The 13,875-nt window shown below is 39.8% G+C and carries 16 protein-coding genes and 1 pseudogene; 14 read left to right on the forward strand and 3 right to left on the reverse strand.

Features of this window, described 5'->3' with window-relative positions; all coding sequences use genetic code 11:
- The first annotated feature begins 4 nt into the window (after positions 1-4).
- The 10 genes and pseudogenes from NXV01_RS14870 to NXV01_RS14915 all read left to right on the forward strand — a co-directional run bounded on the left by NXV01_RS14870 (position 5) and on the right by NXV01_RS14915 (position 8,779).
- On the forward strand, positions 5-988 hold the full coding sequence (locus NXV01_RS14870) for an acyltransferase (protein WP_259022772.1): 984 nt from the start codon (positions 5-7) through the stop codon (positions 986-988).
- Positions 985-2,043, forward strand: coding sequence for a glycosyltransferase family 4 protein (locus NXV01_RS14875; protein WP_259022773.1), 1,059 nt, complete (start codon positions 985-987; stop codon positions 2,041-2,043). The genes NXV01_RS14870 and NXV01_RS14875 overlap by 4 nt, the downstream gene beginning before the upstream one ends.
- 10 nt (positions 2,044-2,053) lie before the next feature.
- The gene (locus NXV01_RS14880) at positions 2,054-3,145 is read left to right on the forward strand and encodes a glycosyltransferase (RefSeq protein ID WP_254008962.1); all 1,092 of its coding nucleotides are present in this window, start codon (positions 2,054-2,056) and stop codon (positions 3,143-3,145) included.
- Between the two features lie 11 nt (positions 3,146-3,156).
- Entirely contained in the window at positions 3,157-3,687 is a 531-nt protein-coding gene (locus NXV01_RS14885; protein ID WP_254009560.1) for a putative colanic acid biosynthesis acetyltransferase, read from the forward strand.
- 9 nt (positions 3,688-3,696) lie between these two features.
- Complete coding sequence (locus NXV01_RS14890; protein WP_254008963.1) at positions 3,697-4,575, forward strand: glycosyltransferase family 2 protein; 879 nt, start codon at positions 3,697-3,699, stop codon at positions 4,573-4,575.
- A gap of 271 nt (positions 4,576-4,846) precedes the next feature.
- Positions 4,847-5,602, forward strand: coding sequence for a glycosyltransferase family 2 protein (locus NXV01_RS14895; RefSeq protein ID WP_259022774.1), 756 nt, complete (start codon positions 4,847-4,849; stop codon positions 5,600-5,602).
- A 143-nt stretch (positions 5,603-5,745) separates the two neighbouring features.
- Positions 5,746-6,168 (forward strand): annotated as a pseudogene (locus tag NXV01_RS14900) (GDP-mannose 4,6-dehydratase); the annotation flags it as partial.
- Between the two features lie 403 nt (positions 6,169-6,571).
- Positions 6,572-6,865 (forward strand): nucleotidyltransferase family protein, encoded by a 294-nt coding sequence (locus tag NXV01_RS14905; protein ID WP_259022776.1) that lies wholly within the window; start codon positions 6,572-6,574, stop codon positions 6,863-6,865.
- On the forward strand, positions 6,858-7,016 hold the full coding sequence (locus NXV01_RS14910) for a HepT-like ribonuclease domain-containing protein (RefSeq protein ID WP_342988939.1): 159 nt from the start codon (positions 6,858-6,860) through the stop codon (positions 7,014-7,016). The genes NXV01_RS14905 and NXV01_RS14910 overlap by 8 nt, the downstream gene beginning before the upstream one ends.
- Positions 7,017-7,225: 209 nt before the next feature.
- A complete protein-coding gene (locus NXV01_RS14915) occupies positions 7,226-8,779 on the forward strand; it encodes an ATP-binding protein (protein WP_259022777.1) in 1,554 nt (517 codons plus the stop codon).
- Between the two features lie 6 nt (positions 8,780-8,785).
- Here the strand turns inward: NXV01_RS14915 and NXV01_RS14920 are convergent, their stop codons facing one another.
- From NXV01_RS14920 to NXV01_RS14930, 3 genes are read right to left on the reverse strand one after another with little or no spacing between them, the layout of a single operon-like run.
- Positions 8,786-9,043 carry a hypothetical protein gene (locus tag NXV01_RS14920; RefSeq protein ID WP_004297510.1) on the reverse strand — a complete coding sequence of 86 codons (258 nt, stop codon included), beginning with the start codon at positions 9,041-9,043 and terminating at the stop codon, positions 8,786-8,788.
- A 3-nt stretch (positions 9,044-9,046) separates the two neighbouring features.
- The gene (locus tag NXV01_RS14925) at positions 9,047-9,409 is read right to left on the reverse strand and encodes a phage holin family protein (RefSeq protein WP_004297511.1); all 363 of its coding nucleotides are present in this window, start codon (positions 9,407-9,409) and stop codon (positions 9,047-9,049) included.
- A gap of 32 nt (positions 9,410-9,441) precedes the next feature.
- The gene (locus tag NXV01_RS14930; protein ID WP_259022778.1) at positions 9,442-9,651 is read right to left on the reverse strand and encodes a YtxH domain-containing protein; all 210 of its coding nucleotides are present in this window, start codon (positions 9,649-9,651) and stop codon (positions 9,442-9,444) included.
- 201 nt (positions 9,652-9,852) lie between these two features.
- Between NXV01_RS14930 and NXV01_RS14935 the strand changes: the two genes are divergently transcribed.
- The 4 genes from NXV01_RS14935 (at position 9,853) to NXV01_RS14950 (ending at position 13,875) form a co-directional block, all read left to right on the forward strand.
- The gene (locus NXV01_RS14935) at positions 9,853-10,623 is read left to right on the forward strand and encodes an SDR family oxidoreductase (protein WP_148366338.1); all 771 of its coding nucleotides are present in this window, start codon (positions 9,853-9,855) and stop codon (positions 10,621-10,623) included.
- Positions 10,624-10,738: 115 nt separating this feature from the next.
- Complete coding sequence (locus NXV01_RS14940; protein WP_004307254.1) at positions 10,739-11,233, forward strand: SPOR domain-containing protein; 495 nt, start codon at positions 10,739-10,741, stop codon at positions 11,231-11,233.
- Positions 11,234-11,485: 252 nt separating this feature from the next.
- Positions 11,486-12,310 carry a 3'(2'),5'-bisphosphate nucleotidase CysQ gene (cysQ, locus tag NXV01_RS14945; RefSeq protein ID WP_167511825.1) on the forward strand — a complete coding sequence of 275 codons (825 nt, stop codon included), beginning with the start codon at positions 11,486-11,488 and terminating at the stop codon, positions 12,308-12,310.
- Between the two features lie 11 nt (positions 12,311-12,321).
- Positions 12,322-13,875 carry an SLC13 family permease gene (locus tag NXV01_RS14950; RefSeq protein ID WP_148366340.1) on the forward strand — a complete coding sequence of 518 codons (1,554 nt, stop codon included), beginning with the start codon at positions 12,322-12,324 and terminating at the stop codon, positions 13,873-13,875.

Genomic DNA, 13,875 nt, shown 5'->3' on the forward strand with positions numbered 1-13,875 from the left:
TTATATGACTCAATCAATATTACTTGTAATAATAGTAATTGGTACTATTGCATTAATCACTTGTCGAAGTGGCGTAGGGATATTATTGGGAGAGGTGAATATCTATGATAAAGAGATGACAGAGTGTTATCGAGGTGTTGCTATTATTTTAATAGCCTTGCAACACTGTGCTGGTGAGTTGGGAACTAATATTTTTACTCCTTTTGGAGGAATAGGTGTAGCAGTATTCTTGCTTTTATCTGGCTTTGGGTTGACAGAATCATTTAGTAAGAGAGGCATGAGAGGATTCTTGAAGAGTAAACTGTGGAGGGTATGGGTGCCTTTCTTATTGTTCTATATTGGTATTTATTTGCTTTACGATAAGCATAACTATAAGAATCTTTTTCTGAATATATGTAGTATCAGACAAGATGATTATTGGTATGTGCACTATATGCTACGTTGCTATTTGGTGTTTTGGGTAGCATTTAAATTCTTTTATAAATATAGGTGGTATCTATTGGTAGCTTTTGCCATTTATACATTTTTTTGTATGGATGCTATTAGGGCAGAACAATGTTTGAGCTTTCCGATAGGTGTACTCTTGTCTGAGAAAAAAGAAAAGTTTCTTTTGCTCTCAAAAAGAAAATATGTACAACTAATGGCAATATTCTGTATTATAGGGTTAGTCTCATTAGCAATCAAGCAGTTGCCAGAAGTGAGGAATTTATGTGGTACACCATTTTACTCTCTAGTAGAATTTGGCATAAAATTACCTTTGGGAATTTCTGTTATGATTATTCTTTGGTTGTTACCCCATAGATGGGTGATTAATCCTGTTTTAGCATTATGTGGTGCTTTATCATATGAACTGTATCTTGTACATATGCAGATGTTGGGTATGGTACATAGTTCACTCTCTGCTTGGATGATACTGCTTATTAGTATGCTAATAGCATTTTCATTACAGAAATTTTTTAAACAATTACAAAACTTCATTTTGAAATGAATTTAATATTCTTGCAAAACTGTATCAGTCCTCATCAGATGCCATATATTAAAGAATTGCCTGTTTATGAAAGTGTAGATAGGGTGGTGGTAGTGGCGCCACGTATTGATTATGATGATCGCAAACAGATGGGATGGAAGACTCCAGAATTGCTTAAGGTAGAGGGAATAGAGTTTTTGATTACTCCTACTATAGGAGTAGTGCAAAAACTATATGAGGAGTGCAAAGGTATTGAAACGTTTTGTTTTTTTTCTGGAATCAATGCTTTTCCTGAAATTGTACCATGGATGAAACTCTCATTCAATTATTCTTTTAAGCGAGGGGTAATAACCGAGCCACCATTACTCTATAATCATCCACTATGGCAGCATAAACTAAGATTTGCATTGAAAGATTGGCGATATATAAAGTATTTTGATTACTTATTAGTGATGGGAGATGAATTCGTGCCTTATTATCGCTTTTGGAGTAAAAAATGGAAAGTATTACCTTTTATATATTGTACGGAGTGGAAAGAACGTACACATCCTATACCGACTTCAGAGAGGCTTAAGATGCTCTATGTGGGTAGTTTGTCAGATAGAAAGAATGTGGTGGAAATGTTTCAGGTGTTGTGTCAAAAAGTAGAATTAGAGCTTGGTATAGTAGGAGATGGCGAGAAGAGAACGCAGATCGAGGAAATGAACATCCAGTCTAAAACAGAAGTAACACTCTATGGTATACAACCTATGGAGAGGGTCTCGGAGATTATGCAACAATATGATGTACTGATTTTGCCTTCAAAACATGATGGGTGGGGGGCTGTTGTGAATGAGGCGTTGACAGTAGGATTGTATGTGATAACAAGCAATCATTGTGGAGCTTCGTATTTGTTGAAGAATAAGCAACAGGGAATGGTATTTACTCTAGAAGAAGCACAGGGATTAAGTAATGTGGTTGATGCCTGTATTGCAAAAAAAGATTGGATAAGGGAGACGGTAAATGAACGCATTGTATGGAGTAGAAACTACATTTCAGGTAAAGCGGTGGCAAATTATATAATACAAAATTTATGAATAAACGCTTATGAGAGTAATACATTATATTCCTAGTTTAGACCGTACATCGGGTGGAACAACTGCTTATATGCAATTGTTGACTAAAGAATTGGGACGATTGGTAGAGCTTCATGTGGTGAGTCACGCTAGTGGGAATCCTGTAAAAATGGATAATTGTAAGGTGTATTTCATTCCTGAAATTAGCAACTTCATGGAGATAAAGCGACAATGGAGGATATTGTTAACTCAATTACAACCTGATGTGGTGCATATAAACTGTTGTTGGATGCCTGCTTGTGCCTTTACACAAAAGTGGGCACAGGCGTTGGGATATAAAGTGGTACTTACACCGCACGGTATGCTAGAGCCGTGGATTATGGCGCGTCATTACTGGTCAAAGAAAGTTCCTGCATTGTTGCTTTATCAAAAGTCAGCAGTGGTGAAGGCGGATGTGTTGCACGCTACTGCAAAGAGCGAGAAAGAAAATTTGCAGAGGTTAGGTTATAACGATAGGATTAAGGTCATTGCTAACGGCATTGATGTGGAGGATATAGAGATGAAGCCATCATGGAAGCGTAACAAGGAAATTCTCTTCTTGAGCCGTATACATGTGAAGAAAGGGATTAATTTTCTTCTTGAGGCAGTTGCTCAATTGAAGGAACAGATGGAAGGCTATGTGATACGCATTGCTGGTGAAGGGGATGTTACCTATATTGAGGAATTAAAGCAATTAGCAGCACGTCTCGGTATATCACAATTAATCATCTTTGAAGGTGGTGTATATGGTAATCGTAAATGGGAATTATTTCGTCAAGCGGATCTCTTTATATTACCTACACACAGTGAGAATTTTGGTATTGTGGTGGCAGAGGCACTAGCTAGTGGTACGCCTGTGATAACTACTATGGGGACACCATGGAGCGAGCTGGAGAGTCAGCGGTGTGGCTGGTGGACGGAGGTAGGTACAGAGGCAACCGCACAAGCACTTTGTAACTTTTTATCGCTTACTGAAGATGAACTGGAGATGATGGGACGTAATGGTCGTAAACTGGTAGAGGAGAAGTATTCAGTGCGTAAGGTGGCAAAGGAATTTGTGGATATGTACAAATCAATTTTATGAAAAAGGATTTGATGGAATTTAAAACTCCATACTCGAAGAGTAATAAACTGCGCAGATTGATATGGAGCGTGATTTGGGCTTGCTTTGCTCGTCCATTTCCTCGCTCTACCGCTATGGGGTGGAAGCGTACGCTGCTTCGTGCATTTGGGGCAAAGATTGCACCTACGGCAGTAGTTTATGCTACAACAAAGGTATTTCAGCCTTGGTTACTGACAATGGATGATTACGCTTGTCTGGCTGAAGGAGTAGACTGCTATAATGCAGCACCTATCTACATAGGGCGTAATGCTACTGTGAGCCAACGAGTTTTTCTTTGTACGGCAGGGCATGACATAACAGACCCTCATCATCATCAAACAGATGCGCCAATTGTGATTGAGAATTTGGCATGGATTTGTGCTGAGGTGTTCATTGGGCAAGGGGTGACGGTAGGCGAGGGTGCTGTATGTGCAGCACGTGCAGTAGTGATTAAAGATGTTGAACCTTGGACTGTTGTAGGAGGAAATCCCGCTAAATTTATTAAAAAGAGAGAACTCAAATAATTTATTAACATGTTAGACATATCAGTTGTTATTTTAGCTTATAATGAAGAAATTCATATAGAACGGTGTTTGAACAATGCCCGAAAGTTCGCAAAGGAAATTTTTATCATAGATTCTTTTTCTACTGATAAGACGGTGGAGATAGCAGAGAAAATGGGTGCAAAGGTGTATAAGCATGCATGGGAAAACTATTCGAAACAGTTTAATTGGGGATTGCAAAATTTGCCGATTACTACGGAATGGGTATGGCGTATGGATGCGGACGAGTATCTGTCGGATGAGCTAATAACAGAATTACATAAAAAGCTCCCTTGTTTACAAGATGATGTTAATGGTTTTACAGCTCCTTGTCGACGTATCTTTATGGGGAAATATATCAAACATGGTATTCTACCATTGATTTTGCTTCGTCTCTTTAAGATAAAGAATGCGGTATGTGAGAATCGGTATATGGATGAACACATCCAGCTTTCTGAAGGTATAATTGGTGAACTAGAGTGCCCTTTCTATGATGATAATCTGAATGGACTAACTTGGTGGACAAATAAGCATAATGGTTATGCTACTCGTGAGGCTATTGACTTGTTACTGACGGAGTATAACTTGAATGAAGAATCGGTCGTAAATTCGGGTGAACATTCGGCTACTATCCGCAGAAAGAAGCTGAAATACATCAAGATGCCTCTTTTCTGGCGTGCTTTTGGTTTTTTTATACTTCGCTACATCTTTCGAGGTGGTTTTCTTGATGGTAAGGAGGGATTTTTGTGGCATTTTCTACAAGGCTTTTGGTATCGTTCTTTAGCGGATGCAAAGGTGTATGAATTGAAGAAGCAATACGAATGGAATGAAGAAAAAATAAAGGCATATTTGGAAGAGAAATATTTATAGTATTCTTCTGTATGTATTAAATGTTTATAAATAGTGATTTATGTTGTCTACTCAAGGCTTTTGAATAAGGAGCAGAAGTTATTTCTGGAAAAGCCTTGTAGCTAGGAAGAGGGTCTGAGGTGGAATTTTACACTTATGTTAAAGTACTTTGGGTGGATGTATCTTTTCTTTCATATAAAAGAAAAGAGAGAAGTTGTACTTTACTTCACAATGAGCGTGAGAAGTTCAAAGTGATAATTCAAGTGATTAGGAATTTTCAAAGATAAATTTTATGAAAGTATCTATAATAACGTCGTGCTTTAATCGTGCGGCGACGATTCGTGGTGCCATAGAGAGTGTCTTGGCGCAGGACTATAATAACATAGAGTTTATTGTTGTAGATGGGGCGAGTACAGATGGTTCGTTAGAGATCATTAGGGAATATGAAGGTTGTATCTCAACTATTATCTCGGAGCCTGATCATGGAATGTATGAAGCTATCAATAAGGGAATTCGTGTGGCTACAGGTGATGTAATAGGGTTACTGCATTCGGATGATTTTTTCTATAGTAATGGGGTGGTAAGTCGTATTGTGGAGCGTATGAAAATCACTCGAGCCGACTTTTTGTATGGAGATGGACTTTTTGTGGATCCTGATAATACTGATAAGGTAGTACGCAATTGGATTGGAGGTAGTTATCGACTTTGGAAAGTACGTCATGGTTGGTTACCACTGCATCCCACCTGTTACATCCGTCGCGAGGTGGTAAATCGTTTAGGACTCTATAATGAGAGCTATAAAATAGCAGCAGATAGCGATTTGTTGTTGCGCTATCTTATTACAGGAGGACTCACGACAACTTATTTGGGGGAGTATATTGTAAAGATGCGTATGGGAGGCCTTTCTACTGATAGTGCTAAGCGTAAAAAAATGTGGGATGAGGATATACGGGTGTATGCTTCACACGGTATGGCTCCTACATTGACGAAATTGGAGAAAATGGCATGGAAAGTGCCGCAGTTTGTATTAGCATTGTTGAAAAGATAATAATCACTTTGGTAGTGTAGATAACTGATAGAAAATCAATTGTTATCATGAAATTTTATGAGGAATAATAGAATTAAATAATAATATGAAGGTATCGTTTTGAGCAGTGTAGAGGAAGTGGACGCACAGGAAAAGGGTAACTAATGAATAGAAGAAGTATTGTTATTACTGGTGGTGCCGGATTTATTGGTAGCCATGTGATACGTTTATTTGTGAACAAGTATCCCGGTTACCATATTATTTACCTGGATAAATTGACTTATGCGGGGAATTTGACTAACCTGAAAGATATAGAGAATAAACCAAACTACACTTTTGTAAAAGCGGATATTTGTGACTTTGAGATGATGCTGAAAATTTTCAAGCAATATCATGTAGATGGAGTCATTCATTTAGCTGCCGAAAGTCACGTGGACCGTAGTATCAGAGATCCGTTTACTTTTGCTCGTACGAATATTCTTTGAATTTCAAAGAGACCAGAGTCGTCCTACTCGGCTTCGAAAGCAGGTAGTGATCACTTTGTACGCGCTTTTCACGATACTTATAGTGTGCCGACTATTGTGACTAGATAATCAAGAACGGATGGATACTATCGCCAGTGGTGCTTACGAGAGCTATTACGAAGGTATATACAAGTCTAAATAGCATATAATAATAACGAAATATGTAGGTCCCTAACTTCATGCTACACACATGAATCCCCTACATTCTGCAGGTTGGGAAAAATACAGCGGTATATTCCTGATCTGTCCCCTCATATTGGCAAATGCTGATATGTATTCTAAATATATCAACTGTCTGTGAAGATCGTTGATATATTACTTTTTAATAGCATGTTTATTGATTAAAGATAATATTCAGATTTCTAGTTTTGTATAATAGAAAGAATTAGAATGTTTTTTATTGATTATCTATTGTGTTTTTGAAAGAAAATGCATTTCTTTGTAGTATAGATAAAAGCAATTTATTATGTTGACTACTGTAGAATATTTATCTTTGCTTCGTGAGTATATGCGAAAGAATGCTGCTAAATATGGTATTTCTCGCATAGGGATATTTGGCTCCGTTGCTCGTGGTGAACAACATGAGGGTAGTGATGTCGATATTTGTGTTGAAATTGATAGACCTTCTATCTTTACTTTAGTTCATATTAAAGAAGAATTGGAAAAACTATTGAAATGCCCTGTTGATGTGGTTCGGTTGCGAAATAATATGGATGAATTATTGAGGGGGTGTATCAATAAAGATGGAATTTATGTGTAAAAGTCAGATAATAGAATCATTGTATCCAGAGATGGATTGGAAAGGTGTAATGGGAATGAGGGATATAGTTGCACACCATTATGATTTAGATGCTGAAATTGTTTATGACGTGATAAAACATGATTTGCCGAAGTTAAAAGATGTGCTATAACAAATCATAGACGATTTGAAAGTATCCAATCAAGCGATTGACTAAATGATTTTTTATTTCAAATTTCTAAAATATGTCCGTACCTTCTGCATCCGAATATAATTCACCCCAAAGTTTCTTCTATCATAGAATTAAAATCATTGCTAGCTTTGTGTTATAGAATGAAAGCAGTATATTTGTATGCACCATAATTAAAAGGTTGTACATGTATGAGCAATAAAATATATCCTATTGGTATCCAGAACTTCGAGAAAATCCGTCAAGACGGTTATTTCTATGTTGATAAAACGGCCTTGATGTATCAGATGGTAAAGACCGGGAGTTATTACTTTTTGAGTCGTCCGCGCCGTTTTGGAAAGAGTCTGCTGATCTCTACCCTGGAAGCATATTTTCAAGGGAAGAAGGAACTATTTGCTGGACTGATGGTGGAGAAGCTCGAAAAAGATTGGATAGAACATCCAATTTTGCATCTCGACCTTAATATTGAGAAGTATGATGTTCCGGAGAGTCTGGATAATATTCTGGATAAATCGTTGACCGCTTGGGAAAAACTTTATGGTGCCGAACCATCGGAACGTTCGTTCTCTCTACGCTTTGCCGGTATTATAGAGCGCGCTTATGAAAAGACCGGACAACGGGTAGTTATTCTGGTGGATGAATATGACAAGCCGATGTTGCAGGCAATTGGCAATGAGGACTTACAGAAGCAATTCCGGGATACATTGAAGCCTTTCTACGGGGCTTTGAAGACGATGGACGGCTGCATCAAATTTGCGTTGTTGACCGGGGTGACAAAATTTGGCAAGGTGAGCGTATTCAATGACTTGAATAATTTGAAGGATATTTCAATGGATGAACGCTTTGTGCATATTTGCGGTATCACGGAGAAAGAAATACATGACAATCTGGAGGAGGAATTGCATCAGTTGGCAGAAAAGCAGAAGATGAGTTATGAGCAGGTGTGCGCAGAATTGAAAGAATGTTATGATGGCTATCACTTTGTGGAACATACTATAGGAATCTATAACCCTTTCAGTCTGTTGAACACGTTTGATAAGATGAAGTTCGGCAGCTACTGGTTTGAGACGGGGACACCCACTTATCTGGTGAACTTGTTGAAGAAGCATCACTATGATTTGGAACGGATGGCTCATGAGGAAACAGACGAACAGGTGCTGAACAGCATTGACTCGGAATCTAGTAATCCCCTTCCAGTGATTTATCAGAGCGGATATCTCACCATTAAGGGGTATGACGAACGTTTTGGTATATATCGTTTAGGTTTTCCGAATCGTGAAGTGGAAGAGGGGTTTGTTCGTTTCCTGCTTCCTTATTATGCGAACGTGAATAAGGTGGAGTCTCCGTTTGAAATTCAGAAGTTTGTCCGTGAAGTTGAATCTGGTGATTATAACTCTTTCTTCCGTCGTTTGCAAAGTTTCTTTGCAGATACAGGCTATGACGTGATTCGCGAGCAGGAGTTGCATTACGAAAATGTGCTTTTTATCGTTTTCAAACTCGTAGGCTTTTATACTAAAGTGGAATATCATACAAGCGAAGGACGCATCGACCTTGTTTTGCAGACGGACAAATTCATATATGTCATGGAATTTAAACTGAATGGCACGGCAGAAGAAGCTTTGAGACAGATTAACGAGAAGCATTATTCACTTCCTTTTGAAGCGGATAATCGTAAGCTTTTTAAAGTAGGTGTGAACTTTAGTTCGCAAACAAGAAATATAGAAAAATGGATAGTGGAAGAGTAGCTCTTTTTATCTCAAATTCCTAAAATACGCCCGTATCTTCCGCATAATCTTGATTCCCATCACTACGCCATCAAATACAGCCATACCGGTATTGAACGAACGCATGAGTGCATCCGCCTTGTTGGTTGCCGGAGCAAGTGGGGCAAATATTTCGCGTGTAGTAGCTGTCATGGCTTTTTTTTGAGCATGGATCTCATTTAAAAGCTTCTTTTTACGTTCGGCAATCTCTTCTAATGTAAATTTCTGCGGGGTCTGCGCATTCATAATTTATTTATTTGAATCGGTTAAAAATAAATTAGCGAGGAAGTTCACCATCGGAGAAATGATGAGCTGCTTGCGGAAAATAATAACCAGGGCGATGAGAACAACATTGATGCCTGCTATGATGGCGAAACTCGACATCAGACCGCCCACCAAAGGCTCCAATATATAAGCAAGAGCAAAAAGCAGATAAAACAGGGCAACCATGCCAAGGATAATAAGTACTAATATCATAATTAACGTGGAAAAAAGTATGGTTAACTTCTCCGTCAATTCTAATTTGGTATATTCTTTTTGAAGCTCCAGATATTTCTTGAACTCGAAAAACAACTGCTGAAAATTCTCAATACTTTTATCGTCTGCAAACATGGTCGCTCTGTTTTTAGTCTTTGGTTACTTACTTATTCTGCTATTTCTCCCTTCATCTCGGCAGCGATCTCGTCAACGAGAGTTTCCATTTCACTGCGGTTAAGCTTGATTCCTTTTTTACGAAGAATCTCTGCGATTTTATGACGGGTATCTTCTCCCCTTTCAGGAGCAAATAAAATACCAAGGGCTGCACCTACGGCTGCACCACCCAAAAAAGCTGCTAAAACATTCAATCCTTTCATAATGTATAATGTTTAAAATGATTATGATACAACAAATATAACATTTTTATCGAAAGGTTGTTCGTGAAAACTGAAAAAAAAGTGCCTCGTTTTATAATTCTTTTTTTCTTTTATGGTTTAATCTTATTTAACTGACTTTCGTAGCTATCCTTTGAAGGTTAAGGCGTACTTTTGCTTTCGAATATTGTAAATCAAAACATAATGGAAGCTAAGATTGTTTTTATAACCGGTGCCAGTAGCGGAATTGGTGAAGGTTGTGCCCGTAAATTTGCGAAGGAGGGATGGAACCTGATTCTGAATGCCCGTACCGTATCGAAACTGGAAGAACTGAAAGCTGAACTGGAAGGGGGGTATGGTGTCCGGGTTTATTTATTGCCTTTTGATGTGCGCGACCGGAAATTGGCTGCCGCCTCTTTGGAATCATTGCCCGAAGAATGGAAGGCGATTGATGTGTTGGTGAACAACGCCGGACTGGTGATCGGTGTGGATAAGGAATTCGAGGGTAGCCTGGATGAATGGGATATCATGATCGATACGAATATAAGGGGACTGCTGGCTATGACGCGTTTGGTGGTGCCCGGTATGGTGGAACGCGGACGCGGACATATTATTAATATAGGATCTATTGCGGGGGATGCCGCTTATCCGGGTGGAAGTGTGTATTGCGCAACGAAAGCTGCCGTGAAAGCTCTTTCGGACGGGCTCCGGATCGATCTGGTGGACACTCCGTTGAGAGTGACGAATATAAAACCGGGAATGGTGGAGACAAACTTTACAGTGGTGCGTTATCGGGGAGATAAGGAGGCTGCCGATAATTTTTATAAAGGGATTCGTCCGTTGACGGGAGATGATATTGCAGAAACTGTTTATTTTGCCGCGTCGGCTCCTGCACATATTCAGATTGCGGAGGTACTTTTGATGCCTACTTATCAGGCTACAGGCACTATTTCGTATAAGAAGAAGCCGGAATAGACGTTTTTTTGACGGATTTCTTTGCCGGATGATAAAATTTCTATTATTTTGTTGCCCGAAACTAAATATAATAGACGAGAATATTGAATTATTAATTAAAACAGAGTATAGGATTATGAAAAAATTAGTCGTATTAGGAATGGGAGTATGCTTGGTGCTGGCATTTGCATCTTGTAAATCCAGCGAAAGTGCCTATAAGAAAGCTTACGAAAAAGCAAAACAGCAAGAATTGGCAGAACCGCAGGTGGAAGCTCCGGTAGAGGTTACTCCGGTGGTTGCAGCTCCTGTGACAACTACTAAAGTGGCAGATACATCCGGCGTTCGTCAGGAAAAGGTTACAGTGGTTTCCGGTAACGAAGGATTGAAAGATTATAGCGTTGTGGCAGGTAGCTTTGGTGTGAAAGCGAATGCTGAAGGCCTGAAAGATTGGTTGGACGGACAGGGATATCACTCTACGATTGCATTTAATGCTGATAAGGCAATGTATCGTGTGATTGTGAACTCTTTTGCTGACAAGGCTGCTGCTGCTGAAGCTCGCGATGCATTCAAGGCTAAATATCCGAACCGTTCGGATTTCCAGGGTGCTTGGTTGCTGTATCGTGTATATTGATTTCTTTTTGGTAATATATATTGGAAAGAACGAACGTTTTTTTCCGAATAAGAAGGCGGTAACTGGGAAGTTACTGCTTTTTTATTGAAAATGAGTGGCTTTTTCGTTTAGATATTTTTATCTTTCTACTAAAAGAAGTTATAAATGATAGTGGGGAAACTTTTATAGCAAAGAAAGTTTTTACTTTTGTCAACTCTTAATTTGGAGGATGTATTGCCTGAATGTGAATAGGGCATTAATTTTAGAGATTGAATGGAACAAAAATATGTTATGGCTGCTATTGATGCGGCTCTAAAAGCGGGTGAAAAGATTCTTTCTATTTATAATGATCCGGCATCGGACTTTGAGATAGAGAGGAAGGCTGACAACTCTCCGTTAACTATAGCAGACAGAAAAGCGCATGAAGCGATTGTGGCTATTCTGAACGATACTCCTTTTCCTGTTCTTAGTGAAGAAGGGAAGCATTTAGGGTATGAGATCCGTCGAGGATGGGATACTTTATGGATTGTAGATCCGCTGGATGGAACGAAGGAGTTTATTAAGCGCAATGGAGAATTTACGGTAAATATCGCTTTGGTGCAGAACGCTGTACCTGTGTTCGGTGTTATTTATGTGCCTGTTAAAAAAGAACTTTATTTCGGGATCGAAGGTGCAGGGGCTTATAAATGTTCCGGTATTGTCAGTCTGGAAGATGACGGCGTGGCATTGGAACAGCTGATTGGGAAGTCGGAACAGATACCTTTGAAGGAGGTGCACGATCATTTGATCGTGGTTGCTTCCCGTTCGCACCTGTCGCCTGAAACTGAATCATATATTGCAGATTTGAAGAAGAAACACGGCAGTGTGGAGTTGATTTCGAGCGGAAGTTCTATTAAAATCTGTCTGGTTGCTGAAGGTAAGGCTGATGTATATCCGCGTTTCGCTCCGACGATGGAGTGGGATACGGCTGCCGGGCATGCGATAGCCCGTGCTGCAGGGATGGAAGTATATCAGGCTGGAGAGGAAGAACCTCTACGATATAATAAGGAGGATTTATTGAATCCGTGGTTTATCGTTGAGCCAAAAAGAGAACACTAAATAATGTTTATATGACATTTGAAATTGTATTTGTACTATTATCCCTATTAGGAATGGTAGCGGCTTTGGTAGCAGATAAGATGCGTCCGGGCATGATACTTTTTTCGGTAGTGGTTTTGTTTCTGTGTGCCGGCATCCTGACTCCTAAAGAGATGCTGGAAGGGTTTAGTAATAAAGGGATGATTACCGTTGCTCTGCTGTTTCTGGTGAGTGAGGGGATTCGCCAGTCGGGCACATTGGGACAAGTGATTAAAAAGTTGCTTCCGCAAGGAAAGACGACCGTATTTAAGGCACAGTTGCGTATCTTACCTTCGGTGGCATTTATTTCCGCCTTTCTGAATAATACGCCTGTGGTGGTTATTTTTGCCCCGATTATCAAACATTGGGCTAAGTCGGTGAATCTCCCGGCTACGAAGTTTCTGATTCCTCTTTCTTATGTGACTATTTTGGGAGGTATCTGTACCTTGATCGGTACTTCTACCAATCTGGTGGTGCATGGAATGATATTGGAGGCCGGATTTGAAGGCTTTTCGATGTTCGAACTCGGAAAGGTGGGCATTTTTATCGCTATTGCCGGAATTGTTTATATATTTCTTTTCTCCAAACGTCTTTTGCCGGATGCACGTCCGGATACGGCTGTGCCGGATGAGGAAGTAGAGGAAGGGGAGAAGTTACATCGGGTAGAGGCTGTTTTGGGGGCCCGTTTTCCCGGTATCAATAAGAAACTGAAGGATTTTAATTTCCAGCGTCATTACGGTGCGGAGGTAAAAGAGATTAAAACACGTAACGGACAGCGTTTTGTGTCGAATCTGGAGGATGTGGTGCTTCACGAAGGAGATACATTGGTTGTGATGGCTGATGATACGTTTATCCCGACATGGGGGGAATCTTCTGTATTTGTCTTGTTGACGAACGGGAATGAGCCGGATACTACCGGGAAGAAGAAGCGTTGGTTTGCTTTGCTGTTGCTGGTTCTGATGATTGTCGGCGCAACGGTGGGTGAGCTTCCGGTAACTAAGGAGATGTTTCCGGATATCAAGCTGGATATGTTTTTCTTTGTGTCTATTACTACTATTATTATGGCATGGACGAATCTGTTCCCTGCCCGTAAATATACTAAATATATTTCGTGGGATATTCTGATTACTATTGCTTGTGCTTTTGCCATCAGTAAGGCGATGGTGAACTCCGGTGTGGCGGATAGCGTTGCGAAGTTTATTATCGGGTTGAGCGATGATTATGGCCCGCATGTGTTGCTCGCAATGTTGTTTATCATTACGAATTTGTTTACGGAACTGATAACGAATAATGCAGCTGCTGCCTTGGCTTTCCCGTTGGCATTGTCGATTGCTGCCCAATTGGGAGTCAGTCCTACACCTTTCTTTGTGGTGATCTGTATGGCTGCATCTGCCAGCTTCTCGACACCGATTGGTTATCAGACTAATTTGATTGTGCAAGGTATCGGTAACTATAAGTTTACGGATTTTGTACGTATCGGATTGCCGCTTAATATCATCACTTTCTTAATCTCTATTATTCTGATCCCGTTGATCTGGAACTTTTAA

This window comes from Bacteroides sp. BFG-606 (assembly GCF_024788145.1).
GTDB classification, from domain to species: Bacteria; Bacteroidota; Bacteroidia; order Bacteroidales; family Bacteroidaceae; genus Bacteroides; species Bacteroides vicugnae.